General features: G+C 70.1%; 14 protein-coding genes and 8 pseudogenes. 12 read left to right on the plus strand and 10 right to left on the minus strand.

Translation table 11 applies throughout. From position 1 onward, the window contains the following. The first annotated feature begins 384 nt into the window (after nt 1-384). The 4 genes from KN815_RS17035 to KN815_RS17050 all read left to right on the plus strand — a co-directional run bounded on the left by KN815_RS17035 (nt 385) and on the right by KN815_RS17050 (nt 3,952). Nucleotides 385-1,614, plus strand: a complete 1,230-nt coding sequence (locus tag KN815_RS17035; RefSeq protein WP_216342807.1) for an IS701 family transposase — start codon at nt 385-387, stop codon at nt 1,612-1,614. A 408-nt stretch (nt 1,615-2,022) separates the two neighbouring features. After that, entirely contained in the window at nt 2,023-2,487 is a 465-nt protein-coding gene (locus KN815_RS17040; RefSeq protein WP_216342785.1) for an acyl-CoA thioesterase, read from the plus strand. A 124-nt stretch (nt 2,488-2,611) separates the two neighbouring features. Then, nucleotides 2,612-3,508 (plus strand): class I SAM-dependent methyltransferase, encoded by an 897-nt coding sequence (locus tag KN815_RS17045; RefSeq protein WP_216342786.1) that lies wholly within the window; start codon nt 2,612-2,614, stop codon nt 3,506-3,508. A gap of 279 nt (nt 3,509-3,787) precedes the next feature. After that, complete coding sequence (locus KN815_RS17050) at nt 3,788-3,952, plus strand: ferritin family protein (RefSeq protein ID WP_253209031.1); 165 nt, start codon at nt 3,788-3,790, stop codon at nt 3,950-3,952. Between the two features lie 157 nt (nt 3,953-4,109). Here the strand turns inward: KN815_RS17050 and KN815_RS17055 are convergent, their stop codons facing one another. The 3 genes and pseudogenes from KN815_RS17055 to KN815_RS17065 form a co-directional block, all read right to left on the minus strand. Beyond that, nucleotides 4,110-4,256, minus strand: coding sequence for a hypothetical protein (locus tag KN815_RS17055; protein ID WP_216342808.1), 147 nt, complete (start codon nt 4,254-4,256; stop codon nt 4,110-4,112). Between the two features lie 235 nt (nt 4,257-4,491). Further along, a pseudogene (locus KN815_RS17060) lies at nt 4,492-5,170 on the minus strand (cytochrome b/b6 domain-containing protein). After that, nucleotides 5,118-5,787 (minus strand): annotated as a pseudogene (locus KN815_RS17065) (molybdopterin-dependent oxidoreductase). Before KN815_RS17065 ends, KN815_RS17060 begins: the two co-directional pseudogenes overlap by 53 nt. Nucleotides 5,788-6,338: 551 nt before the next feature. Between KN815_RS17065 and abc-f the strand changes: the two are divergent. The 3 genes and pseudogenes from abc-f to KN815_RS17080 all read left to right on the plus strand — a co-directional run bounded on the left by abc-f (nt 6,339) and on the right by KN815_RS17080 (nt 10,392). Continuing rightward, the gene (gene abc-f / locus KN815_RS17070; protein ID WP_216342787.1) at nt 6,339-7,973 is read left to right on the plus strand and encodes a ribosomal protection-like ABC-F family protein; all 1,635 of its coding nucleotides are present in this window, start codon (nt 6,339-6,341) and stop codon (nt 7,971-7,973) included. 77 nt (nt 7,974-8,050) lie between these two features. Continuing rightward, nucleotides 8,051-9,712: an ABC-F family ATP-binding cassette domain-containing protein gene (locus KN815_RS17075; RefSeq protein ID WP_216342788.1), complete on the plus strand. Its 1,662-nt coding sequence runs from the start codon at nt 8,051-8,053 to the stop codon at nt 9,710-9,712. A gap of 115 nt (nt 9,713-9,827) precedes the next feature. Next, nucleotides 9,828-10,392, plus strand: a pseudogene (locus tag KN815_RS17080) (CGNR zinc finger domain-containing protein). Between the two features lie 47 nt (nt 10,393-10,439). On the opposite strand, the pseudogene KN815_RS52565 reads toward KN815_RS17080, so the two are convergent. Continuing rightward, nucleotides 10,440-10,703: pseudogene (locus KN815_RS52565) on the minus strand (helix-turn-helix transcriptional regulator); the annotation flags it as partial. Between the two features lie 141 nt (nt 10,704-10,844). After that, nucleotides 10,845-11,201 (minus strand): annotated as a pseudogene (locus KN815_RS52570) (sigma factor); the annotation flags it as partial. A 613-nt stretch (nt 11,202-11,814) separates the two neighbouring features. On the opposite strand from KN815_RS52570, the pseudogene KN815_RS17090 reads away from it, so the two are divergent. Next, nucleotides 11,815-12,617: pseudogene (locus KN815_RS17090) on the plus strand (MBL fold metallo-hydrolase). Between the two features lie 277 nt (nt 12,618-12,894). Continuing rightward, nucleotides 12,895-13,461, plus strand: coding sequence for a hypothetical protein (locus tag KN815_RS17095; RefSeq protein ID WP_216342790.1), 567 nt, complete (start codon nt 12,895-12,897; stop codon nt 13,459-13,461). A gap of 8 nt (nt 13,462-13,469) precedes the next feature. On the opposite strand, the gene KN815_RS17100 is transcribed toward KN815_RS17095, so the two are convergent. After that, the gene (locus tag KN815_RS17100) at nt 13,470-14,666 is read right to left on the minus strand and encodes an IS110 family RNA-guided transposase (protein WP_372458380.1); all 1,197 of its coding nucleotides are present in this window, start codon (nt 14,664-14,666) and stop codon (nt 13,470-13,472) included. A 1,184-nt stretch (nt 14,667-15,850) separates the two neighbouring features. Next, on the minus strand, nt 15,851-16,279 hold the full coding sequence (locus KN815_RS17105) for an organic hydroperoxide resistance protein (RefSeq protein ID WP_216342792.1): 429 nt from the start codon (nt 16,277-16,279) through the stop codon (nt 15,851-15,853). Nucleotides 16,280-16,667: 388 nt separating this feature from the next. Here KN815_RS17105 and KN815_RS17110 point away from each other — a divergent pair, with 388 nt between their 5' ends. Continuing rightward, a complete protein-coding gene (locus KN815_RS17110) occupies nt 16,668-17,066 on the plus strand; it encodes an acyl-CoA thioesterase (protein ID WP_216342793.1) in 399 nt (132 codons plus the stop codon). 362 nt (nt 17,067-17,428) lie between these two features. Here KN815_RS17110 and KN815_RS17115 read toward each other — a convergent pair. Beyond that, nucleotides 17,429-18,594 (minus strand): annotated as a pseudogene (locus KN815_RS17115) (IS110 family RNA-guided transposase). A gap of 563 nt (nt 18,595-19,157) precedes the next feature. On the opposite strand from KN815_RS17115, the gene KN815_RS17120 reads away from it, so the two are divergent. Further along, nucleotides 19,158-19,589 carry a hypothetical protein gene (locus KN815_RS17120; protein WP_253209033.1) on the plus strand — a complete coding sequence of 144 codons (432 nt, stop codon included), beginning with the start codon at nt 19,158-19,160 and terminating at the stop codon, nt 19,587-19,589. Nucleotides 19,590-20,122: 533 nt separating this feature from the next. On the opposite strand, the gene KN815_RS17125 is transcribed toward KN815_RS17120, so the two are convergent. Beyond that, the gene (locus tag KN815_RS17125; protein ID WP_216342794.1) at nt 20,123-20,593 is read right to left on the minus strand and encodes an SsgA family sporulation/cell division regulator; all 471 of its coding nucleotides are present in this window, start codon (nt 20,591-20,593) and stop codon (nt 20,123-20,125) included. Between the two features lie 430 nt (nt 20,594-21,023). Here KN815_RS17125 and KN815_RS52170 point away from each other — a divergent pair. After that, a pseudogene (locus tag KN815_RS52170) lies at nt 21,024-21,506 on the plus strand (alpha/beta fold hydrolase); the annotation flags it as partial. A gap of 297 nt (nt 21,507-21,803) precedes the next feature. Here the strand turns inward: KN815_RS52170 and KN815_RS17135 are convergent. Continuing rightward, the gene (locus tag KN815_RS17135) at nt 21,804-24,593 is read right to left on the minus strand and encodes an AAA family ATPase (protein WP_216342795.1); all 2,790 of its coding nucleotides are present in this window, start codon (nt 24,591-24,593) and stop codon (nt 21,804-21,806) included. Nucleotides 24,594-26,027 lie beyond the last annotated feature (1,434 nt).

Consider the following 26,027-nt stretch of genomic DNA (forward strand, 5'->3'; position numbering starts at 1 on the left):
GTGGTTTCCGGTGATCGTTCTGCGTAGAGAACAGAAATGATCACCCACGGGCATCCTGCTGTCGGGGCCACCCAACACCCCGGGATCTCACACAACGTGACAGCCGATCAGCCCACTCAAGGCCACACACCGCTCAACTTCGAAGACCCGACATACCCTCAGCCGCCGCTATGGCGGCGAGCCGGTTTCGGGCCTCTTCGGGGATACGGACGTTCGCGTCGGACATCATCGTGCTCCCTTCCACACCCTAGTACTCCAGTCGCAGTTCGCTATCGCTGCTGGTCAGAGCCCTGTTTTGGAGTGTACTTGACTGATGCCCCGCCAGGTGGCGGAAGTTCGTGACCTCGGGTGCGGCGGGCCGTTGTGCTTGTCCTGCAAGATGATGTGCGGCCCGATGTCTGGTCGGCGGAACTGGAAGAGTTGCTGGTGCGGATCGGTCACCGGTTCGGGCGGGTGGATCTGCGGCGGCGAATGCGGGCCTATGCGCACGGCCTGCTCGGGCCGGTGGGCCGCAAGAACAGCTGGCATCTGGCCGAGCATGCCGGTCACCGCACTCCCGCCGGACTGCAGCACCTGCTGAGCCGTGCCTGCTGGGAGCCCGACGAGATCCGCGATGACCTGCAGGAATACGTCGCCGAGAGACTCGGGGACCCGGCTGGTGTGCTGATCATCGACGACACCGGGTTCATCAAGAAGGGCACGGTCTCGGCCGGGGTGCAGCGGCAGTACTCCGGCACCGCCGGTCGCACGGAGAACTGCCAGATCGGCGTCTTCGCCGCCTACGCCACCGTCAGAGGCCGGGCGCTGGTGGACCGGGAACTGTACCTGCCGAAGTCCTGGACCTGCGATCCACACCGCTGCGCCCAGGCGAAAATCCCCGACGAGCGCGCGTTCGCCACCAAGGGCGACCTTGCGAAGGCGATCATCATGCGGGCACTGGCCTCGCCGCTGCCGATCGCCTGGGTGACCGCCGACTCGGCCTACGGCCAGGAGTGGCGGCTGCGCCGCATGCTGGAGGAATTCGGCGTCGGCTACGTCCTGGCCGTGCCGAAGTCCCAGCATGTCCACGCCGTCGGCCGCATCGACTTCGCCATCGCCCAGGCTCCCGCCGACGCGTGGGAACGCCACTCCTGCGGGGCCGGCGCGAAGGGGCCACGCGTCTACGACCGGGCCGCAGCGCGGCTGCCCGCCATCGACGACTTCGACGGTGACCAGCCCACCCACGACCGCTGGGTGCTGGCCCGCCGCAGCCTTGCCCGCCCGGACGAGATCGCCTACCACCTCGCCTACGCGCCGGCCGCCACTCCCGTCGCCGAACTGGTGCGGATCGCCGGGACGCGCTGGGCGATCGAGGAGGCATTCCAGGCCGCGAAGAACGAGTGCGGCCTGGATCAATACGAGGTCCGCCGGTATCCGGGCTGGTACCGGCACATCACCCTGGCCATGCTCGCCCACGCTTTCCTCGCCGCCATGGCCGCCGCCGCGGGGACCAAAAGGGGGGCGGCAGAAACGGTTCCGACGCCCTCGCACCGCTCACCGTGGCGGAAATCCGGCGACTCCTGGCAACTGGCCGCCCCACACCGACGCACCTGCGGCACACCGGCCACGCACTGAACTGGTCCCGCTGGCGCCGCCGTCACCAGGCCACCGCCCGCCGCTGCCACTACCACCGCCGCACCCGAGGTCACGAACTCCCGCCACCTGACGGGGCACCAGTCAAGTACACTCCAAAACAGGGCTCTGACCAGCAGCGATAGCGAACTGCGACTGGAGTACTAGGACTGCAACGACACTTCGTGGCGTCCTCTGCGTCTGTAGTGACTGATGCGGGCTCGGGCCTGGCTTCTTCTGCGCCATAGCGACCAGGCGATGACGTGCTGGATGCCGCGATGGATGGGAGCAGGGGCTGTGTGTGGCGTTCACACTCCCTGTTATCCTCAAAACACGTGTTTTCATAGGTGTTCACACTCGGCGCGGCAGGTCTTGTCCAGAAGACACATGCCTGACTCAAGGAGAATAACGATGGCCGGCATCATTCCCTCCGTCGACACCGCGGGCCCCGATGTCGGCGTCCTGGTGCCGGTGGCCGTTCACTTCGACGAACTGGACTCGATGGGCCTGCTGCACAACGGCCGGTACCAGGTGCTGGTCGAGCGGGCGTGGGGAGAGTTCTGGCGGGCCAGAGGCATCGGCGGCGAGAGTGGTATCGAAGGGGACGGCTTCAACGTCGCCAAGACGTTCAACATCACCTACGAGCTCCCCGTGTCGGGGGTCGGCGAGTTCGCCGTGCACCTGTGGATGAAGCGCCTGGGCACCACGTCCGCCACCGCAGGCTACCGAGTGTGCTCGGCCGACGGGGAGACGACGTACGCGCACGGCACCCGCAGCGTCGTCCGCCTCGACTGCACCACCCTGACGCCCGTGCCCTGGTCGGAGCGGGTCCGGGAGATCGCTCGGACCATCGGTCTGCCGGAGGAGAATGCCTGAGGCGGGGCTCCGCCGGGGTGAGCGACCTCGTCTTACGAGCGGCGGCGCGGCGGCCTGGCCGACGGCGTCCACCGCGCCCGACACACAGCCCTGCGCGCAGGGCGTTCGCCACGCAGGGAGAGACATGGCCGACACAGCCCCAGAGAGCAGCACCCGTGTCGCGGGTGTGGGACGCACCGCCCTCCTGGTCGCCGCGGCGCGGGCGATCGAGACGTCGCGGCCGGACGCGCCGGCGCGGGACGCGTACGCGGAGCACTTCGTCCGCGCCGCGTCCGGCTGCGCCGACTGGCCGCGCCGCTTCGAGGAGGTGCCCGACGGCGACGCCGATCCGCTGTGGGGCAGGCTGGCCCGCTTCTTCGGCCTGCGCACCCGCGTCTTCGACGACTTCCTGCTCAGCGCCGCGGCCGGCGGCTGCCGTCAGGTGGTCGTGCTGGGCGCCGGTCTGGACACCCGCGCCTACCGGTTGCCGTGGCCGGACGGCAGCACCGTCTTCGAGATCGACCAAGAGGAGGTGCTCGCCTTCAAGCAGTCCGTCCTGGACACGCTGGGCGCCGTGCCGCGGGCTGGACACGTCGCCCTCGCCGCCGACCTGCGCCGGGACTGGACCGGTGCACTGACCGCGGCCGGCTTCGATCCGACGCGCCCGACGGCGTGGCTCGCCGAGGGACTGGTGCCGTATCTGCCGCCGGTCGCGGAGTGGGAGTTGCTCGCGACTATCAACGCGCACAGCAGTCGGGGCAGCGTGCTCGGCTGCGAGGTCAAGTACGGGGTGAACCCGGCCGGGCAGCGCGACTATCCCGTCTACGCGGCGGTGCGGGAGCGGCTCGGGATTGACCTGCTCGCCCTGTTCAGTACGGAGCCCCGTCCGGACACCGTCGCCGACCTGACCGCCCGGGGCTGGAGCACGGCCGTGCACACCCCGTTCGACGTCCCGGGGCGCCATGACGACGCTCTGCGACCCGTGCCGGACGACGCGCTGGCCGCCAACCGGTGGATTCTCGCCGTCCGCTCCTCGGCCTGAACCCCGTGCCGGGTGGGGGCTCTGGAAGGCTCACCCGGGCGCCTGCGTGCAAGCGGTCGCTCCGGTTCGAGGGGCGAGGCAAACCGCCGGGGGAACGTGCCGGCGGCCCGGCCTCGGTTGCGCGAACCGGATATCTCCGTCATCCATGTCGCCGGGCGGCAGTCAAATGACTGATACGAAAGGCGCCGACGGTTTCGACAATGAGGACACTGGTGACGATCCGGAAGGGAACCGCATACCCATGACGGTCATCGACAGGGCTGGACGGAGGACGTCGATGTGGTCGATGCGTTGGTACAGACGTTCTCCGCGGTCATCGAAGGGGTACGGGAGCGCATCGAGAGCACCGGCCCGGCCGATGCGGTGACGCAAGACCTGCTGATCAGCCTGGCCGGCGACCTGGAGAAGCAGAGCTGGATGTTCCAGGCCGAGGACCGGAGCTGAGGCGAGTGGGGACGGTTCGCCTTCTGCCACGTATTGCCTCCATGAGCAACTGTTCGTCGCCGCCGCCGCGACCGGTTTCCTCCTGCTGCTCGTCGCCGACCTTCTCTTCTCCGGCGTCAAAGGGGCATGCGCACCGCGCATGCCCCTTTGACGCGTCCTACCGTCCGGGCTCGCCCGGCACCACGAGACCCTCAACCGTCACGTCAGAGACCGCCCGGCGCAGGTCCGTCCATGCCGCATCCGAGATGGCACGCGCGAGCTTGCCGTTCTTCAGCAGGTTACGGACGGTCAGGTCCTCGATCACGAGTCGGGTAGCCGGGGCGCAGCGATGCGCCCCGGCTACCCGACTACTTGAACGCCCGCTTGACCTGCTGCATCACACTTGACGGTCAATCAGTTCCCCTGTGAGTCAAGGGTGTCGACCAGTAGCCCGTGGACGCCGCGTCGCCCTGACGGCGATTCGAATTTCCCTGCCCTGCTCCGCAGGAGTCCGTTTCCTCCCCAACCTGAAGACCGGGGTATCCACGGAGAAATCCCGATCACACTTTGTCCGGTTGCTCGGAAACGTTGCCCTCGTGCTCCTCCCGCAGCCACTCGGAGTGGTACCGCTCGGCCCAGGACTGGCTGACGTATCCGGTGCGCATGCCCAGCCGCGCCTCGGGGTCCTCGAACGCCGTGCGCATGTGTCCGAACAGGACGAAGGTGATCGTCCAGGCGAGCAGATCGTGGATGAAGATCGCGCTGGTGCGGGAGATAAAGGGCGCCAGTCCCATGAGCCACATCAGCAGACCGGTGAACATCATCACGAGGACGGCGCCGGCGATCCAGCCCGCGTAGAGCTTCTGGCCCGCGTTGAACTTGCCGGCCGGGCGTACGGCGCCTGCGCGCGGCTTGCGGCCACTGCCGGTCGTACGCCGCGAAGCGGTTCAGTCGGCGCAGGTCCGCGCGGAAATCGGCGGTCAGGAGCCCCAGCAGGAAGGGCAGCGGCAGGCAGATGCCCGACCACTTGTGCACGGTGGCCACCAGGTACCGCCGCCCGACGAGCTGAGCGAGCGGCCCGAGGTGGAGGCAAGCGGCCGAGACCAGGCACAGCAGCATCAGCCAGCCGGTGGCCCGGTGAACCATGCGCTGGGCGGTGCCGAACCGGCGGATGCCCCCGGCGGGGTCAGGACCCGTCGCCGTGCCGGTCGGCGCCGTCGAGCCAGCCGTCGATCGCATATCCGCGCTCCTCCCAGTAGCCGGGAACGACCGTGTCGGTGACCGAGATGCCGAACAGCCACTTGGCCGACTTGTAGAAGTACATGGGGGCCACGTAGAGGCGGACCGGTCCGCCGTGCTCGTGGGGGATGGGCTTGTCCTGCATGTTCAGCGCCACCAGGACGTCGGAGCGGCGGGCCTGTGCCAGGCTGAGGCTCTCGCTGTAGGCGCCGTCGAAGCAGGTGAAGCGGACCGCCGCGCCCGGGGAACGCACTCCGGCGGCGTCGAGGATGTCCGCGAGTTTCAACCCCTTCGAAGGGTGTCTTGTCCACCCGCCATCCGTCCGTGCACAGCATGTCGCGCACGATCCGGGTCTGCGGCATGGCGCGCAGTTCCTCGAGCGTGTAGGTCTTTGGCTTGTCCACCAGTCCGCCGACCCGCAGCGCGTAGTTCGTCTCGTTCTTGTGCGGCACCGAGCCGACGACGCTGAAGTACCGGAAGCCGCCCGGGTTGGGCAGCAGTCCGGTCAGGCCCGTGGCGTCGACCTGGGAGGCGGCGCCGAGGAATCCCTCCCAGCCGCGCTGCAGATAGGGCGCGGCGGCGAGCCCGGCGGCGCCCGCGCCGAGCATGCCCCGCATCGCCCGTCGTGCCACCGGTGTGCCCTCGGCACTCCGCTTCGGCTTTTCTGCCATGGTCCATTGCTCCTTCGGGGTGGCGATGGTCCCGGCGCTATGCGCCGCACGGGGCGGCACCGGCCGGGCGGGCTCACACGTGTGAACGCGGTCGAGTCATCACGACATCCGTCCCAGTTCAGGCGGTGACGATGCTTCATGCAGCCCTCGGACTGTCAACAACGAGACGCGAGCGGCGGGGCACCTCGCACCCGGCCCGACACGCGCCGGCGCACACACATGTGACCGGACGCACCCCCGCGCCGTCGGCGGACCGGGGCCGCCTCGGCCCAGCAGGGCCGCGGGAGCTGTTACGCTGTGAGCGACGTAGATCATGTATCAAGGAGTCGCAGACATGGTGGGTGAAGACGACATCTCCGGATGAGCTCCGGATCTGACGGCCACCGGACGCGCTGAGGAGCGCCGCCGAGGTGGTCTGTCTTGTCGTACCCCTTTCCCTCACGTCTGCCCAGGGCAGAGATATCTTCGCTGCCCGCAATTCGTCCAAGGTCACCCCCATGTCCGACGTCGCCATCGTCTGCTCGAACCTGTCCTTCGCCTGGCCCGACGACACCCCCGTCTTCCACGACCTGTCCTTCGCCGTGGCCGCCAGCCGTACCGGCCTGGTCGCCCCCAACGGCTCCGGTAAGAGCACCCTGCTCAAGCTGGTCGCCGGTGAACTGAAACCCGCCACCGGTTCGGTGTCGGTCAGCGGGACGCTGGGCCACCTCCCACAGAGCCTGCCCCTGACCGGCGACCTCACCGTCGCCGAGGTGCTCGGCATCGCCGGCGTGATCCGCGCCCTGGACGCCGTCGAGTCCGGCGACGTGAGCGAGGAGCACTTCACCACCATCGGTGACGACTGGGACATCGAGGAGCGCACCCGCGCCCAACTCGACCGCCTGGGCCTCGCCGACCTCACCCTGGACCGCAGCCTGAGCACGCTCAGCGGCGGCCAGGTCGTCTCGCTGGGCCTCGCCGCCCAGTTGCTCAAGCGCCCGGACGTGCTGCTGCTCGACGAGCCCACCAACAATCTCGACCTTCACGCGCGGCACAAGCTCTACGACGTGCTCGCGGACTTCACCGGCTGCCTGCTGCTGGTCAGCCACGACCGTGCCCTGCTCGACCGCATGGAACGCATCGCCGAACTCGGCAGCGACGAACTGCGCTTCTATGGCGGCAACTTCACCGAGTACGAGGAGGCCGTACGCGCCGAGCAGGAGGTCGCCGAGAAGAACGTCCGCAACGCCGAACAGGAGCTGAAGCGGGAGAAGCGGGAGATGCAGCAGGCCCGCGAACGCGCCGAGCGCCGCGCAAGCAACGCCGCCCGCAACCTCAAGAACGCCGGCCTGCCCCGTATCTTCGCCGGCAACATGAAGCGCGGCGCGCAGGAGTCTGCGGGCCGGGCCGGGCAGATGCACGCGGCCCGAGTCAGCGACGCCAAGGCCCGCCTCGACGAGGCCGGACGCGCGCTGCGCGAGGAGCAGCGTCTTACCCTGGAGCTGCCCGACACCCAGGTACCGGCCGGGCGCAACCTCTTCATCGCCGAGGGGATGCAGGTCCACCACGGCGACCGGCCCGTGTTCGCCGAAGGGGGGGTCGACCTGACCGTCCGCGGCCCCGAGCGCATCGCGCTGGCCGGGCCCAACGGCGCCGGCAAGACCACCCTGCTGCGGCTGGTCACCGGCGACCTCGCTCCGGACAGCGGGGACATCAAGCGCAACGACGGCCGGATCGCCTACCTCTCGCAGCGCCTGGACCTACTGGATCTGGACCGCACCGTGGCGGAGAACTTCGCCGCGTTCGCCCCCGAGCGGCCCGAGACGGAGCGAATGAACCTGCTCGCCCGCTTCCTCTTCCGGGGCGCCCGGGCACACCTGCCGGCCGGTGTCCTGTCCGGCGGCGAACGGCTGCGCGCCACCCTGGCCTGCGTGCTGTGCGCCGAACCGGCTCCCCATCTGCTGCTGCTCGACGAGCCCACCAACAACCTCGACCTGGTCAGTGCGGGCCAGCTGGAGAGCGCGCTCAATTCTTACCAGGGCGCCTTCATGGTGGTCAGCCACGACGAGCGGTTTCTCTCCGAGATCGGAGTGAACCGCTGGCTGCGGCTGGCCGACGGAGCGCTCAAGGAGACGGGGGCACCCGCGGTGTGAGCCGCCAGCGTGTGACATAGCCCGTCCGAGGCCGTGCGCCCGGCGGGCCGACCACCGATCACGTTGGACGGATCCCCGTGCCCCAGCCCGCTCTGCTCGCCCATGACCTCGTCCGCGTCCTGGGCGGCCGCCATGTCCTCGACGGTGTCTGTCTGACCGCCTCCCCCGGCCACCGCATCGGCCTGATCGGGGAGAACGGCGTCGGCAAGTCCACCCTGCTGCGGGTGCTGGCCGGCGTGGACGAACCCGACGCCGGAAGCGTCACACGCCCCGGCGACCTCGGCTTCCTGCACCAGGAGATGCCCTTCGACGCCGACTCCACCATCGCCGCGGTGCTCGACGAGGCGCTACGCGAGGCCCGCGAGGTCCTCGCGGAACTTCAGCGGCTCGGCGAGGAGTTGGCCCGGGTCCCGGAGGGGGACCCGGGCCATGCGGAACTCCTCGACGCCTACGGCAGGCGGCTGGAGCAGGCACAGGACCGGGAGTCCTGGGACGCCGACCGCCGCGCGGCCGGAGTGCTGGAGGGTCTGGGCCTCGGCACGCTCGGGCACGACCGCACGCTCGGCTCGCTGTCCGGCGGGCAGCGCGGCCGGCTGGCCCTGGCCGCGCTGCTCGTGCGCAGGCCGTCGGCGCTGCTGCTGGACGAGCCGACCAACCACCTCGACGACGGTGCCGCCGCATTCCTGGAAGAGCAGGTCCGCAGACTGCCCGGGGCCGTGGTCGTCGCCAGCCACGACCGGGCGTTCCTGGACGCCGTCTGCACGGACCTGATCGACCTCGACCCGGCGGTGGACGGTCCGGTCCGCTACGGCGGCACCTACAGCGCCTACCTCGGCGAGAAGCGCGCCGAGCGGGAACGCTGGGAGCGGCGGTACGCCGAGGAGCAGGAGGAACTGGAGGAGTTGCGGCACTCGGCGGGCGTGAGTGCGCACCGCCTCGCGCCCGACCGGGGACGGCGCGACAACGAGAAGATGGGCTACGGCCACCGGGCCGGCCGGGTGCAGAACCAGATCTCCCGTCGTGTGCGCAACGCCACCCGGCGGCTGGACGAGCTGGAGCGCGTCCAGGTCGCCGAGCCGCCCCGGCCGCTCAGGTTCGCGGCCGGTGAGCCGGCCGCGCCTGCCCAGGAGGGCCCGCAGCCCCTGGTGTCCCTGCGGGACGTCCGGGTGCCGGGCCGGCTGGCGCTCGGCGGTCTGGAGGTGACGGCTACGGACCGGCTGCTGGTCACCGGCGGCAACGGGGCCGGCAAGTCGACGCTGCTCGCCGTCCTGGCCGGACGTCTTCCGGCCGAGGGCGAGGTGCGCAGGCGGCGTCGGCTGACGGTGGGGCTGCTCAGCCAGGACACCGTGTTCGACCGGCCCGACCGCACGGTCCGCGGCATATACGAGCAGTCGCTGGGTGTCGAGCGGGCCGAGCAGGTGCCGCTGACCTCGCTCGGTCTGATGCACGAGGCCGACCTGGGCAAACCGGTCGGGCATCTGTCCGTGGGGCAGCGTCGGCGGCTCGCGCTGGCCCTGCTGATGGCCCGCCCGCCCCAGCTGCTGCTGCTCGACGAGCCCACCAACCACCTGTCCCCCACCCTGTGCGACGAGCTGGAGGCCGCGCTCGGCCCCGGTCCCGGCGCGGTCGTCCTCGCGAGCCACGACCGCTGGCTACGGAGGCGGTGGCAGGGCCGCGAACTCCGGCTGGAGCAGGGGCGCACGCGGCGGGAGGAGGCGACGGCCCGTTCCCGGCCCTGACCTGCGCTCACCGCGCAGGGTGCCGTATACTGCGAGCACACCACCCCCAAGGACTCACCGGTCCAACTGGTGATGATCCTTGCCCTCGACAGGAGTCACCTGCCAAGATGGTGATGTGAATCTTAACCATGTCTTCCTATGCGGACAGCCTGCCCTGGACTTCGTCACCACCCTTCGTGCCCGGCGCTCGACCCGGTTCGAGATGTTCGTGACGCCGGAGCGGCTCGACGCCTGGTACGTGGAGTCCGGGCTCGTGGACACGATCACGCCCTGCGAGGAGGACGACGTCCGGGAGGCGACCGCCGTGCGCGAGGCCATCTACCGGCTCGTCACCAACCGCCGGCTCGGTGAGGAGAGTTCGACCGCGAGGCACTCGCCGTGGTCAACACCACCGCGCGCAAGACCCCCGCGACGCCGCAGCTCACCATGGCCGGGCGGCACACCGAGGCAACCCCCGGGCAGGCCCTGGCGACCATCGCCCGGCAGGCCGTCGAACTGCTCAGCGGCCCGGACGTCCCCCTGCTGAAGGAGTGCGGCAACCCGGAGTGACACGGGTCTACATCGACCGTTCCCGGGGCATGCGGCGCCATTGGTGCGGCATGGAGTCCTGCGGCAACAAGATCAAGGCCGCCGCCTACCGCGCCCGCAAGAAGACCGCGTCCGCCGTCACCGCGCGCTGAGCCCCTGCCCGGCGACGCACGGTCCCCAGGACGCGGGGAGATACGTGTCAGGAGACGTCCACCGCCTGCGCGGACCACGGACGGTGTTGCCGGTACGCGCGAGGTGACGTACCCATGACGCGTTTGAACGCGGTGCTCAGGGCGCTGTCCGAGCCGTAGCCGACCGAGAGTGCGATGGAGGCGACGGTGTCCCGGCCCTGACGCAGCCGCTCGGCCGCGAGTTCGATCCGCCACTGCGTGAGGTACTCGTACGGCCCCCGGCCGACCGTCTTCTTGAACCGCGGGACCAGAGTGGCGCGCATCAGCACGGCACGGTGTTCGGGGGACAACCGGTACAGGAGCGGCTTGGCCACCAGGGCGTCGTGCACCGCCTCGGTGCTGTCGGCGCCCGACACGGGGTCGTTATTGGTGACTCCGATGACCTCCCTGTGTGCGTGGGGCTTGCGCACCCAGTCGATGACCAGATGCCGGGTCACGGCGAAGAGCCAGCCCCGGACGGACCCCTCCATTCCGAGCAGATGGTCGATGTTCCGCCAGGCCCGGATGATGGTCTCCTGGACGATGTCCTCGGCGAGTCCGTGGTCACCCAGCATCTTCTCCGCGTACGAGACAAGGCCGTCCCGGTGTTCCCTCATGATGGTGCGGAGCAGATCGGAACGGGACACAGCCATGAGGGGCGTAGCCATAGTGTTCTGAACCATCCTGGTTCTCTGTCGTGCGGCGACCGGAGGCCGGATGTAACCCCCGCATTCGCACAGCAGGCAGCTCGCAGCGTGCATCGCGTGCCGAGCGGACAGTGTCACACACATTGCTGGGACCGGCCAAACACGCACACCTCTTACTCGACTGTCCCACGGCAGTCACACGTGTTTCCTCGGGGTCGCCTGGTTCCGCGGTGCGGGACCCGGAGTCTCCGGCGTCGTCCGTGCCCTTCCTGCGTGTGTTCCGGCGAGACAGCACACCGGGCGATGCGGATCCGGCCCGTCCCCGCCGGTGCTGGGACACGCACGGTGACCTTGTCGTGGCCCGCGTCCGCTGTGGCCTCGGGCTGGCCGAGGCCGCGGGTGGAGGGGTACGACACTCCCCCGGTCATGGTGCGCGGGCAACGGCAGCGGCTCGGTAGCCGGTGCGCCTCCTCTCGTACCGCTCTGCCGTCGGAGCTGATCGAGGCCGTCATGGCGCTGCGGGATGCCGTGTGCGGCTCCTGTCTGCCCGCCGCCTGTGGGTGCCCGGGGGTCCTGGAACGTCCCGGGAGGCTCGGCTGCCGAGTCCGCCTGACGGCGGCCGGCACACAACCCTCGCGGACGCAGGCGTGACGCCGCTGAACACACCTCCCCCGCGCCCGCGTAGGTTTCTGATTCACACCTCCCGCAGCCGGTCCCCCTCCGGGACCCAACCGCGACGAGAGGATTTTGAACGACCATGCCGAAGGTCCTGCGCGACGACGACATCGTCCGCGTCGAGAGCAACGTCTATGCCGTGTCCGGCAGCAACACCAACTGGGTGATCATCAAGGACGGCGACAGCTGCACCCTCGTCGACACCGGCTACCCCGGCGACCGTGACGCCGTGCTGGCTGGAGACCGTCGGGCTGAACGCGCGCTCCGTGACCGCAGTCCTGGTCACGCACGCGCACAACGACCACATCGGTGCCGCCGAACACCTGCGCGCCGGGTACGGCGTACCCGTGCTCATGCACCGGGACGAGGTGCCGCACGCCCGCCGCGACTTCCTTGACCAGGTGTCTGTCGGACAGGTACTCGGTCAGGCCTGGCGGCCCGGTGTACTCCTGTGGGCCGTGCACGCCTTGCGCGCCGGGGGCACCACCCATGTTCCGGTCCCGAGCCGCAAGCCTTCCCCGCGCCGGAAGCACTGGACCTGCCCGGCGCTCCGGTTCCTGTGCACACCCCGGAACATACCAAGGGTCACTGCGCATACCACCTGCCTCACAGCAGCGTCCTGATCACCGGCGATGCCATGGTGAGCGCGCACCCGACGTCGCGGATCAGCGGACCGCAGTTGCTGCCCGGCATGTTCCACACCGACCGCGCGCGGACTCTCGACTCCCTGGCCATGATCGAGGACATGGACGCCAGCATCATCCTGCCGACCACGGCCCCGTGCACCACGGCCGCCCTGGCCGCCCGCGAGCGCGCCGACCGGTGACAAATCCAGAACAGTCAGGCGGACGACACCCACGTCCGTCGACACACAACGCTCTATAAGGGGCCGCCACGGGAGATTCGACGACACATCTGCCGAACAACCTGTTCGAAGGGAACGTCGTGCGGGTGGAGGTCACACGCCGATGAGCCGTTGCCGCTGTTGCCGCTGTTGCCGCTGTTGCCGAGAAGCCGGCACGACCTGCACATGCAGGCACATCGGCGCTTATCGTGAAGAGCGAACATGCCCGGCGAGCCGTCGGCGTCGACACTTATCTGCACAGGGCCCTCGGCCTGGGTACCATGCGCAGCATCATTCATATCGAGGGAGTGAACGGTTGTGACCAGCCAGTCAGCCGCCACGCTCCGATCGCGGTACGTAGAACAAGCCGCGTCGGACCTGGAGGAGAACCGCCGCCGACAGCAGGAGCTGGCGAAGAGGATCACGGTGCTGAAGCAGGAGGAAGCCCTCCTGACAGACATCTTGAACCTCGCCGAGCGGTACGAGGGCTTCGCGGACCCGTCACGTCTACCCGAGCAGTTGCAGGAAGAGCCCGCCGTCGCGAAGGCGGAGCGGGCCTCCGGCGGAGCCGCGTCGCGGCGCCCGGTGTCGGCCAGGACCGCTGCGGCGGGCGGCACGGCGAAGACCGGCGCGAAGGCGAAGTCGCGCCGTCCTCTGCTCGGTGACCTCTTGGCGGATCTGCTCGGCAACCACAAGGAGCCGCGCCTGGCCAAGGAGTTGCGGGACGAGCTCATGAAGAAGTACCCGGACCGCAACCCCACGCCGCAGGTGGTGCGGAACACCCTCGAATCTCTGGTCGCCAAGGGACGCATCCGGCGTCACAAGCGGCAGCGCTCCGTCATGTACACCCTGGTGAAGCCGGGCGCTGCCGACGACGCTTCCTAATGCTGTTGTCAAGCGGCCGTAGTCACTGGAGGTGTGACTTGGTAGCACCGTCGGTCACGGATCAGGGCCCACAGGACGTTGACGCGTCGGCGGGCCAGCGCGAGCACGGCCTGGACGTGCTTCTTCCCCTCGGCGCGTTTGCGGTCGTAGAACTTCCGCGAGTTCGGGTCGCAGCCAACGCTGACCAGCGCGGACGTGTAGAAGACGCGCTGGAGCCTTCGGTGGTAGGTGACCGGCCGGTGAAGATTGCCGCTGACCTTGCCCGAATCACGTGGCGCGGGGGCGACACCGGCGAAGGCCGCCAGGGCGTCCGGAGAATCGAACTCGTCCAGGTCGCCGCCGACGGCAGCGAGGAACTCTGCGCCCAGCACGGTGCCGATGCCGGGGACGCTCAGGACGATGTCGGCGAGTTCGTGCTCGCGAAACCGGCCCTCGATGAGCTTGTCCATTTCGGAAACCTGCTCGTTGAGGGCTATCACCTCCTCGGCCAGAGTGTGGACCAGCTTCGCGATGGTTTTCTCCCCGGGGACGGCGGTGTGCTGCCGCTCGGCGGCCTCGACCGCGACCTCGGCCAGAGCCCTCGCGTTGCGAACCTTGCGGTTGGCCAGCCACTTCGTCAGCCGCGCGACTCCAACTCGGCGGGTCGCGGCCGAAGTCTGGTAGCCCGTCAGCAGCCTGAGCGGGCCAGTGTTGGTGACATCCAGGGCCCGTTCCAGGGCGGGGAACATGCTCAGCAGGGTGCCGCGCAGGCGGTTGACCACGCAGGTGCGGTCCTCGACCAGGTCGGACCGGCGTCCGGTCAGCAGCTTCAGCTCGATGGCGGCCTCGTCGCCGGGACGGATGGGCCGCAGGTCGCGGCGCATCCTGGCCTGGTCGGCGATCACGTAGGCGTCGCGGGCATCGGTCTTGCCCTCGCCGCGGTAGCCGTCGGAGGCCCGGTTCACCAGGCGGCCGGGCATGTAGAGGACCGACTGGCCGTGGCTGATCAGCAAGGCCAGCAGCAGCACGGGTTCCCCGCCGGTCATGTCGATGGCCCAGGTGACCTCGCGGCCATCGGCCAGGTCCAGGACATCACCGATCAGCTTCAGCAGCTCAGGCTCGTCGTTGGCCACCCGCCGCGACAGCAGCGTCTTGCCGTCCGTGTCCAACGCGAGGCCGTGATGGTGGCTCTTTCCACTGTCGATCCCCGCCCATATCCGGCTCATCATGCTCCTGACGTGCGTGTTCGTGCTGTACGTACCACAGACGACTTCGCCGGCATTGCTCTACGCAGCGACTTGCTCGCACTTCCTAATCGGCGGCCGAGTCGTCGTGGGATGCCGGGCGGCGAAGCGTCGTACGCCACGAGACGGCAGCCGCCTGATAGCCACACCCAGCACCCCTGGGCGACCCAACCCTACGAATGGCTCGATCAACCCGATCAACAAGGTATAGCCCGCCTGACGTCTCCGCTCGTCCCGCGGGCGGTGGTCCCCGGCCAAACACCTGTGTGCCCTGCGACGCGAGCCCGCCACGCGGGACGGTGCGGCGCTTTCGGGCGGTGCGGCGTGGAGTTCGTCCTGCAGCACCGCGTCCGCCAGTCGTGCCACCTGGCTCGGCCGCCGGCGCTCACGGGTGTGGTCCTGGCCCCGCCACACGGTGTCGAACGCGGCGTCCTCGATGTCCCGCCGCAGCCGTACGGCCTCCGACTGTGCCACCGCATCCCCGACGGCGGCCGGCAGCGTCGCCGCCGCGTCCCCGGCAGGGCTCGTGTCGGCCTCCGGCGAGGCGTCCCCGATCCTCAGGACGGCTGTCAGAGCGGCGAGTACGGACTTGCCCGAGGCCAGGCGTTCCTCCGCGCGGCAACGCTCCGGCGAGTCGGCCGGTCCGGTCCGCGCGAACCGCGCTTGCAGCCCGTGGCCTTGCCGGTGCACCCCAACGTCGCGGGCGAGGGCGCGATGGCCACCGCCGTCGAGACCGCGCTCACGCGTCACGTGTGGCGCCGCTGACGTTCCACGTGTGGCACCGGTGCGCCCCGTCAGTGTCCTGGGGCGGCCCGGCACGGTTCTGTGCCGGGCCGGTTCTTTCGGTACCGCGACTCCGCGCCCGGATTCACCGTCGGAGGAAGCTGGATACCGACGGGCCGTACCCGGAAAGCACGACGCTTTCCGCCCAGTTCCACACCTGCATGTCGGCGGGCCACTGATACTTCTCGGCGTGTGCCGCGTCCCGGGGCGACCGCAGGCGGCGACGAGCGGGCCGAGAGTGGAACGAGGGTGCTCGGCGGTCCCTACGTGTGTGCGTCATCGATGCCATGTCCTGCCCTCGCTCTCCGTGGTGTGGGTGTGGCTGAGGAGGAGCGGGTCCCGTGCAGGGGGGCCACGGGACCCGCGGTCGGGGGAGGGACGCGTCAGGCGGCGGCGCTGGCGTTGATCGTGACGGGGACGTTGTCACGCGTCGCCTTGGAGTACGGGCAGATCTGGTGGGCGGCGTTCGCGAGTTCCTGGGCGGTGGCCTGGTCCACGCCGCCGAGGACTGGACTGAGAACCGCGGAGAGGGAGAACTCGCCGTCGTCGCTGTGGGTGAGGGTGATCTCGGCCGTGATGGTGGTGCTGGCCAGCCGGATCTTGCGCTGGGTGGCGGCACTGCGCAGGGCGCCGAGGAAGCAGGCGGCCCAGCCGGCGGCGAGCAGTTGCTCAGGGTTGGTCGCGGTGCCGGCGCCGCCGAGCTCCTTCGGGTAAGCGAGACTGGTCTCCAGCAGGCCGTCGGAGGAGTGGACGTGACCGCCGTTCCGGCCCTCTCCGTCGACGTCGACAACGGCGGTGTAGCTGACTGCCATGACTGGTGCTCCCCATCTGGGTCGAATGGTCCGGTGACCTCCTGACCAGGACTGAATCTCATATCACTAGTTGAGGAGGTGATGAAATCATGGCAGCTTTTGCATCACCCGTCAAGGCAGTGATTTCTGCCTTTCCGCGGGAGCGCGAGGTGTACGGACCCCCACACCCCCGCCCCCTCATATGATCCTGGAGTACGACCCGTCTCCACACACACGTGTGTGCATCCAGGACACACCTGTGAGGCAGCCGCCGTACGGCGACGGCCCCTTACGGCAGTCGGAAGCCGAGCTGCTCGGCGGCTGCCGCCGGTTCACACCCGATCCCGGCCGTACCCCGCCGATCTGAACCATCTCCTTGCTGCGGCTCGTGTAAGTGGCAGGATTCACGTTGGTCGGTGACCGCGGCGAGGAAAGGCTGATGAGCATGTCTGAGGAGTTGACGAGGTCTTTCGAGGTCCGCTGGGACGACGTGGACCCCCGCGACCTGCTGAAGGCCGGGGTCGCCGGTGTGTCGCTCGGCGAAGAGGTTCGCTATCTCCGCGAGGTTTTCCCGCTCGAAGTGGTGACCGTGGCCTCCCGTATCGTCGGCCTGAGCGCGGACGGAGCACGATGGCGCTTCGAGCACACGTTTTCGCAGGAGGGCGGGGAGAAAGCCGCCGTCGTGCGCACCCTAGGCGCGTGGATCGGCGTCGGCGCACGCAGGATCGCCCCGACGCCGGCCGGCGTGCTGACCGCCCTGGAGGCGGCCCGGGCGGCCGACTGCGAGACCCTCGCGTCGAAGTCCTGAGCCCGCGTACCCGGCCAGCAGCCGTGGGGGGGGGTGCCCCTATGTGTTTGGTCAAGGTCGAGGGCCAGTAGGTTCGTGTGGTCGAGAGTGGGGTTAAGCCGTAGGGGTGTGTATGGGGGATGGCCAGGTCACGATCAAGCTCACGAGTGACGAGGCACTGGTGCTGTCGCACTGGCTGGAGAAGCTCCAGATGACGGACCTCAGTCGCGTTGTTGACGATCCAGCGGTCTGCGCACCGATCCATCGGATCGCCGGAACTCTGGACAAAGTGCTTCCTGAGCTGTTCGCACCCGACTATGACCAGCGGCTTGAGGCCGCTCGTGAGCGACTTCGGCCGGAGGACTGGCCGATCGGTCTGCCCCTTATCTGGCCCCTGTGGGTTGGGGTTCATAGAAGGTGCCGTCGCGGAGCATGGCGAAGAGGACGTCTGCCCGGCGTCGGGCCAGGCAGAGGAGGGCCTGGGTGTGGTGCTTGCCCTGAGCGATCTTCTTGTCGTAGTAGGCCCGGGATGCCGGGTCGGCCAGTGCGGCGAACGCGGAGAGGAAGAAGGCCCGTTTGAGCTGCTTGTTTCCTCTCCTGGATGGCTGTTCGCCGCGGATCGAGGAACCCGAGCTCCGGGTCGCCGGGGCGAGTCCCGCGTAGGCGGCGAGGTGGCCGGCGGTGGGGAAGGTGCCGCCGTCACCGACCTCGATCAGGATGCGGGCTCCGGTCCTGACGCCAACTCCCGGCATGGACATCAGGACCTTCGAAAGAGGGTGGGCCTCCAGGAGTTCCTCGATCCGCCCGGCCAGCAGCTTGCGCTGGTCAAGGACGGCCGTCAGTGAAGTGGCCAGGCTCGGGACGATCAGCGCGGCCGCCTCGGTGCCGGGAACGGTGACGGTCTGCTCGTCGAGGGCAGTGAAGATCTCGTCGACCAGGCGCTCGGCCATCCTGGGGCCTTCGGCCGCAGCAGGGTGATCAGCCGACGGCGGCCGGCTTTGCGGATCTGGACCGGTGACCCGAACCGTTCCAGCAGCGAGAGGACAGCCGGATGCTGTAGCCGCGGCCCCAGGACCCGTTCCAGCGACGGGTGGATCTGGGTCAGCAGGCCGTGCAACCGGTTCGCGACCCGGGTGGCCTCGCCGGCCAGGTCGTCGTCGAAGCCGACGATCATCTCCAGCTCGGCGATCGTCTCGTCCTCGCCGTCGATGGCCCGCAAGGTGTGGGGCATCGCCCGGGCGGCGTCGGCGATGATGAACGCGTCCCTCGCGTCGGTCTTGGCCTCCCCCGGGTAGAGGTCGGCGATCCGCCGCATCGTCAGCCCCGGGAGATAGGCGACCGGGCAGCCCATGTCCCTGGCGACCGCCAGCGGCAGAGCCCCGATTGAGGCTGGCTGGTCAACGACCACAAGTACGGTCCCGTGCTTGGCCTGGAGCTTCGCGAACAGCTCGCGGAGCTTGGGCTCGGTGTTGGGCAGGCGCCTGTCGAACGCCTTCTTCCTGGCCGAGGTGACGGCGGTGGCGTGGTGTTCGCCCTTGCCGACGTCCATGCCGAGGAAGACGTCGATGTCGCCGGTGTCGATCACGTGCACCCCTCCATCACGCTTTCGTCCGGCCTGCCAGGGCACCGAGCTGCCACATCCACGTTACGGAGAGCTCTTCCAGCTCGGGTGAAGCCGGTGCTCAAGCCCCTCATCAGCGGTCCGTCGATGCCTCCGGGCCCGGTGACACCACCCCCCGGATCATCAACAACAAGGGGGGAAGTCATGCCGGACCCGAAGCCCGGAGGCCCCGTTGCGGAGCCACGAAAACAGGTAACGGGGGGGGGGCGGCCGACCTCACATCGGGTAAGAGTGCGAGGACGGCCGCCCCGTTCCCGCGGCCGGGCCGACCAGTGCAACCCCGACCGCAGGAGTTCTTCTCCGGGACAACCGGACGGAAGCCGGGGCGGGTTCACCGAGGGGACGGGAAGTGCCAGGCGCACTGCGCATGCCGCGCCGCCCCCGGCGCGGAACGGCTGTCGGCCCGTGCGGCGGCTTCTCGTCCGGCGTCGCCTCATCCTGCGTCTTCGAGCCCGCGATGACCGGAGTACCGGATGACGAACGATCCGTCGGTGACCCCTGACCAAGGCCCGTTCCCGGACTCCGCGCGGCTGCGGAGGCATGTGGAGTTCCTCGCCGCCGGGCCACGTGGCCGACGCCGGGCACTGCGAGCCATGCGGCGCGCCGAGGTCTACGTCCATGACGAACTGACCGCCGCGGGTCGGGTGGTGCAGCGGCGGCCGTTCGATGTGCGTCGGCAGATCGGCTCGACGGACCGGTACGGCCACCGGGCGCTTGCCCTCAAGCCGCGCCTGCACCGGCGCCCGCGCGGGGCGAATCTCATCGCCTCACTGCCCAGATCCGGCCCTATGTGCGCACCGCCCGAATCCGACGCCCCCGCCACGGGGCGGCCGCTCGGGGTCCCTGCGCCGTGGGAGCGCGGCGGATGTGGCGCAGGAGGAGAGCTGTGGACTGGTCTGGCACCCGTGCCGTTCCTGTCGTAGGAGGCGCTGCGGGCCGCCCTGTTCCGCCTCGTCAAGGCCCTGGTGTCGGGCGGGTGGCCAGTGACGGCAACCCAGCCTGCTGTCGAGAACACGCTGCGCCGCTCCGCCGGCCGGTGGACCCGGTGCGCGGCGGCGGCAACTCCTTCGACACTGCGCGCCTGAGCGAGGAACTCGTCGCGCTCGGGCCGGTGGAGACGAGGACCTTCCCCGCGGTTGCGGGTGGCCCGCATTTTGTCGCGGCACGGCGCCCCGCGTGCTGAGCCGTGGCCCCGGGGCCATGCCGCGGATCGGCTCGGCGTCGTGGGCCGGGCCGGTGCCGACACGCGCGTCCACGGCGTTTCCGTACATCGCCGCAGCTCCGTTACGACTCCCCACTCCTGCCCGGCGGCACGCCCCGGCTACGGCCCGCCTCGTGGACTCGGTACGTTCCTCCTCCCGCGAGGTGAGCGGGTACGGGTCGGCGAGCCGCGGTGGGATGAGAGGAGGGGATCGGCGCCGAGGCCGGCCCGAGGGAAGACGGTGGGCGCTTCAGGTCATTCGGCCTGCGCCTCGGGAGTGTGCAGCAGGTTTGCGGTGGCCATGTCCCAGTCGACTTCGGCGAGTTCCTGACCTGCGGGAACCAGCTCGTAGGTGTACTCGAGCCACTCCGCCAGCGGTAGCACGGGCAGCTCGAACAGGGCCGCCATGTCACCGGAGGTCAGCTGAAGCCACGCGGTCGCCCGCTCCTCCGGGTTCGACGGCCGCATCTGGACGGCACCGAGGCCGCTTGTCGAGTACAGCCCCTGCTGGAGGAGGTCTCTTCCGATACGCCACAGCACCCGCGGGCCGCCCTCGACGAGAAACTCCACGCATACGCTCAACGGGGCTTTCGGGTCGAACTGGAACTTCGCCTTGATCGCCTGCCGGGCAGAGACATCCAGCACACGCTCGATGTCCAAGGTCATCTGCGGACGACCGGACGCCACCGTTTGGCCGGCCTGTGTACCTGGCTGATCGCCCCTCATGACGAGTGGGTCCTTCCCTGTGGCGGATGCTGGCCCGACCTACTCTCGTCTTCGCGGCACCGGAGTACATAAGTAAGTTGACCGTCCACATCGCCTGCTGTGACGACGGTCCTCGTGGAGTATGTCCGCCAGGCGGACATCTGCCCGTTCTGGGACGTCCTGTCCGGGGCCTCTCCGCAAGGCGGTTCGAGCTTGTGTATGCCACGGCCCGCGAACATCAAGTCATCCGACGGTCACCCCTGCCCCGTGCCTGAACGATGCTGAAACAGCCCGTCCGCGTGTCGGTGCCGGGCGGTCGTCATGCTCGGAGGAGCCAACCGTGAACCGTACTCCCGCCGTCTTCATCCACGGCGCGTGACCGCACGCGCTCTCCTGGGAGTCATGGGCGGAGCGCTTCACCAGCCGAGGGTTCCTCGCCTTCACGCCCGGATGGCCGGGGGAGGCCGCCGCTAGGGACGTACGCAAGGCTCCCGATGCGCTCGGCGGTGTCGGCCTGGACGCCCTGACGGACCACTACGCCGGGATCGTCCGGTCGTTCGACATCTCGCCGGTGATCGTCGGCCACTCGGTCGGCGGGCTCATCGCGCAGCATCTCATCGGCGCCGATGTCGGCCGGACAGTGGTGGCGATCGCCCCCGCTCCGGTCAACGGCATCCCGCTGCCCGCCTCCCGGAGCTGCCTGTGGCCCCCGGCCAGGCGGACGCCGCCGACCGGCTGGTGTCTGTGTCCCCGGAGCAGTTCCACCGCTTCTTCGCCAACACTGTCGCAGCGGAGGAGTCCGACCGGCTCTTCGAGCGCTATGTGGTGCCGGCACCGCGCCGTCTGCTCGCCGACCTCGGATGCGCGGACGCGGACCGCAGCCCGCGCGCCATGGCGGACATCGCCAACACGCGTCGCGGCCCGCGCCTGCTGATCTCGGGGCAGGAGGACCGACTGATACCCGACTCCGTCACGCGCGCCGCCTACAAGCAGTACGGCGACTCCACGGCCGTGACCGACCTGAAGCAGTTCGCGAACCGCGCCCACTCGCTGGTCATCGACAACGGATGGCGCTTCGTCGCCGACTACGTGATCGGCTGGCTCGACGAACACGGCATCCGGGACGACCACGGCTTTGGAGTTCGCGGTGAGCTTCGGCAGCACGGGCCGTCCTAGTCGTGCGACTGAGGACCGGGCGTGCGGTGACACCGGGCCGGCCGTGCGGTACCCGTCAGTCCCGGTCCGGCCGGCGCAGGGCGTCCCGCAGCGCCACCCGGGACGCGATGCCGAGCTTCGGATAGATCTGGTACAGGTGGGCGCCGACGGTGCGGTGTGAGATGAACAGCCGCTCGGCGATCTGCCTGTTGGTCAGGCCGGTGGCCGCGAGTTCCGCGATCTGGTGTTCCTGCGCGGTGAGGACCGCCCCGCCCCAGCCGTCCGAGTGCACCACGACCCGCCCGGCCGCCCGCAGTTCCTTGCGCGCACGCTCAGCCCAGGCCGAGGAGTCCAGCCGCTGGAAGGTCTTCAGCGCAGCCGTCAGCGGAGCCTTGGAGTCGGACAGCGCCCGCGAGCGGCGCAGCCGCTCCCCCTGGGCCAGCCGCACCCGGGCCAGCGCGAACGGCCACCGCTCCGCGTCCGGCACGGCCAGTGCCTCGGCGAAGAGGCGGGCCGCCTCGGCGTCGCCCTCCGCCACGAGGGCCTCGGCACCCGCGGCCAGCAGGGCGAGCCGGGGCGAGAGCCCGGCGACGTTCGTCTCGCGCAAAGCGCGCACGTGCGCGACCGCCGCCGCGCGCCGGTCGGTGCGTACCGCGGCCTCCACCAGCTCGAAGAACACCCACGACGCGTGCGCGACGTACGGGAGGAAGCTGCCGGCTGGGCTGATGGCGTTCACCCGGCCGAACGCCGCGTCGAAGTCGCCGTCGGCGATGTCCGCGAGGGCGTGCACGTGCTGCGCGCAGTGGACTGCCTCACCGATACCGCGGGGCGCCGCCCAGTTCGTCATCGCGTCGGCGAGCGCGTGCGCAGTCTCGGTGTCTCCCCGGGACGCGGTCACCAGGCCCTTGGCGTACTGGAAGAACCATGTGCAGACGGAGTACCCGGACCTCTCGCACAGCGTCAGCCCCTCCTCCGACAGCTCCAGGACCTCGGCCCACTGGCCGCGGTGGTAGTCGTCCAGGCACAGGTGCAGCAGGGCACCGATGTGCCGGCGCACCGGGCCGCCCTCGCGCCCCTGCCGAACCAGCCGCCAGGACGCCTCGCGCACCGCCGCCAGCCGGTCCGGGTAGAGCGCGGCGGTCCCCACCCGGACCACCCTGGCGGGATCCGTCCCCTTCGTCGCACCGTCGATGATCTTGTCCAGCTCACGCAGCGTCGCCGCGTCGGCATGGGCCGGGTCGCCCCAGACCCGGGCGGCGACCAGGAGCAGCGGCGGGGGAGCCGGACGCAGCCGGGCGACGGCCGCGTAATAGGGCGCCCACAGCTCCTCGCAGGCCCCGTAGTTGCACAGCAGCAGAAGGAAGTGCAGCGCGTCGATAAGCGCCGGATCCTCTGCGTCGTAGCCGTGGTCGCCCTCCTCGATGGCGCCGACGAGCAGGCGGTGTGCCGTCGCCAGGTCGCCGTCGCTGTTCAGCACCAGTTGTACCGCGGCGGTCGCGGAGCGCAGGGACGCGCCGTGCCCGGGATCCGCCCGCCACGCGTCCTCCAGCAGCTCCGACGCGCTGCGCAGCGCGCCGATCGCCTCGGCGCCCACATAGGCGGCCTCCGACAGCCGGCGGGCGCGGTCGGTGTCCAGCGGACTGAGGTCCGCCGCCCGGGTGAGCGCCGCGATCGCGGCCACCGCGTCCCCGCGGTTCAGGATGCGCCGCGCCGCCCGCTCCAACAGAAGGGCCACCTCCTCGTCGGGCTGGAGCGTCGCCTCCCCCAGGTGCCAGGCCCGCTGTTCCGGCTTGTCGAGGAGGACCCGCGCCAGGGCGCGGTGCGCGGCACGCCGCCCGCTGCTGGTGGACGCCTCAACGACGGCCGACATGATCAGCGGGTGCCGGAACACCAGGCGGCGCGGGGACTCGTCCACACGGACGAGGCCGCCCCGCTCGGCCGGGTCCAGATCCCCCAGGTCCGCGTCGCCGTCCATCTCCCGCGCGGCGGCGGACAGCACCCCGAGGTTACCGGCGCCGTCCAGGGTGGCGAGCAGGAGCAGCGTGCGGGTCGCGGCGGGCAGGGACCGGACCCGGGAGACGAAAAGTGACCGGAGGCGTTCGCCCAGCGGCAGGACGGCCAGCAGGACCTCCCGGGCCCGGCGCTGGTCCGCGCGCAGCGCGCCGGGGAGTTCGAGCAGGGCCAGTGGGTTTCCCTGCGCGGCGTCCAGCACGCGCCGACGCACCAGGTGCGCCAGGTCCGGAAAGTGCAGGTCGACAAGGCGGGCGGCGGGCTCCGCGCCCAGGGCGGGCAGCTCGTACGACGGCAGCCCGGCACCGTCGAAGAAGCTGTCCACTCCGGTCCGGGAGGCGGCGAGGAACCGGATGCGCTCGCCGGACAGCCGCCGGGCGAGAAAGCCGAAGACGGCGGCACTCGCCCGGTCCACCCACGCGAGGTCGTCCACGATCAGCAGGACCGGAGTGTCCTCGGCCGCCGACCGCAGCAGGGCCAGGGCGGCGTTGCAGACGACCAGGCGCTCGGGGGGCGGACCGGATCCGAATCCCAGGGCGATGCTCATGGCCTCCCTACTGGGCGCGCTGAGCCGGTCGAGCGTGTCGTACAGCGGGAGCAGGACCTGGTTCAGTGCCGAGTAGCTGACGTCCGCCTCGAACTCGGCGCCGCCCGCGCGCAGCACGCGCGTGCCCTCCTGGACGGCGGCTCGGGCCACGGCGTCCAGCACCGCGGACTTGCCGACGCCTGGCTGCCCGGACAGCAGCAGGGCACCACCCGCGCCCGGCTCCAGCAACCCGGACACGCGGTCCAGATCGCGTTCGCGGCCCACCAGCGGGTCCGACGATCCGACGCGCAGCGAGTCAGTGAACCCCACCGGCCACCACCCCTTCGCACGCTGTGCCGAACAGCACCGAGGCCAGGGCGCGATGCGACCCGTCCGTCGACCGCATCCCCGCGAAACGTGCCATCTACGTCCCTCCGTCAGCGCCGACCATTGTAGAAGCCGCGCAGGTCGCGCCGCGTGTCGCCTCCGATGGCGCCACGCCCCCGTCACAGTCGGTGACCTGTGGGTTCTTGCTCGGGCGGCGGAACCGCCGTCGGCCGCTGCGCGTCTCGCGGACCGTGGCCATGCCCCGCTCTCACCCGGTCCGGCGGCCTCCTGAACGCCGCGTCGGGCCGGGTGTTCCCGCCCGCCTCGGTCGATTCCCGTGTGCAACAGCGTGCCTGACGGCCGTCACCGTGAACCCACGGCTGCGCCGTTCCGTTCCGCTGCCAGTCGGGAGCCCAGCCGACCGGTCGCTTCGCATGCGAGGGGCCGAACCGCCAAAGGGCCGATGACGCCCCCTCGGGCGATGGATCAACGATCAGAGCGAACTTGCCGGTGAGACCGGGCGGCGTCCCGGTGGCTACAGCCCGAGGTCGAGCGCCAGGCATGAGTAGTACTTCCACGAGCTTTCGGGGTCGTAGGCGCCCTTCGCGCCGCTCGGCACGGCCTCGACCTCGCCTCTTCAGTCAAGTCCTCGAAGCGGATGCGTCCGGGGAGCCGGCCGTAGCGTGCGTGCCTGGCTGCCGCTGCGGCGTGGGACGTGGACTCCTTGCTCATGACCTTCTCTGCTTCCTCGGTCGTGGATGGTGTCCTGCTCGACGGCTGGACCTGGCCAAGCATGCACCCCCGCTCGTCACCCGTCAAGACAGTGACGGCGGGTTTCGACTGCCGGTCCTGCCGTCAAAACCTGCCGGGGCGGGACCCGTACCGGCTCAGAAGGTGTGTTCCGTGGCCTCCGCAACGCTGCCCCACGCCGTGACGGCGGCCGGCATCATCACCACCGCGTGTGCTCGGCGATCTCCGCGCGGATACGGCCGGGCAGCGTGTTCACGTCGCCGATGGTCTCCGCGAGGTCACCGGCCCGGGTGTTGCGGGGCAGGGCCCCTGCGGACAGCGTCCGGTAGGTCTGGATGAGGAGAGAGAGGACCGTGTCGTCCTCGGCGCTGCCCGTCGGTGTCGTCGCCGAGAGGCCGGGCGCGACCAGCCCCGCCCGCCGGATCAGGGAGTACCGGCGCGCCTGTTCCCGGACTGCTTCCGCCGGCTGTGAGCGTCACGGCGTTGGCTTCCACAACCGTGCCGTTCAGCGGGGTCGGGGGTTCCACCCGTTTTCGACCCGGTGGCGTACGGGCACTTCCAGTGCGCCACCGGGCGGCCGCCGCGCCTAGCTAGTTCCCCTGCGTACCCAGCACAACACGCTCCGCAAGAAGCTGGCCACGGAGCGAGACATATGAGCTTGGCATGTGCGCCCCGAACAGGCCGACC

Source organism: Streptomyces niphimycinicus (assembly GCF_018883605.1).
GTDB lineage: Bacteria > Actinomycetota > Actinomycetes > Streptomycetales > Streptomycetaceae > Streptomyces > Streptomyces niphimycinicus.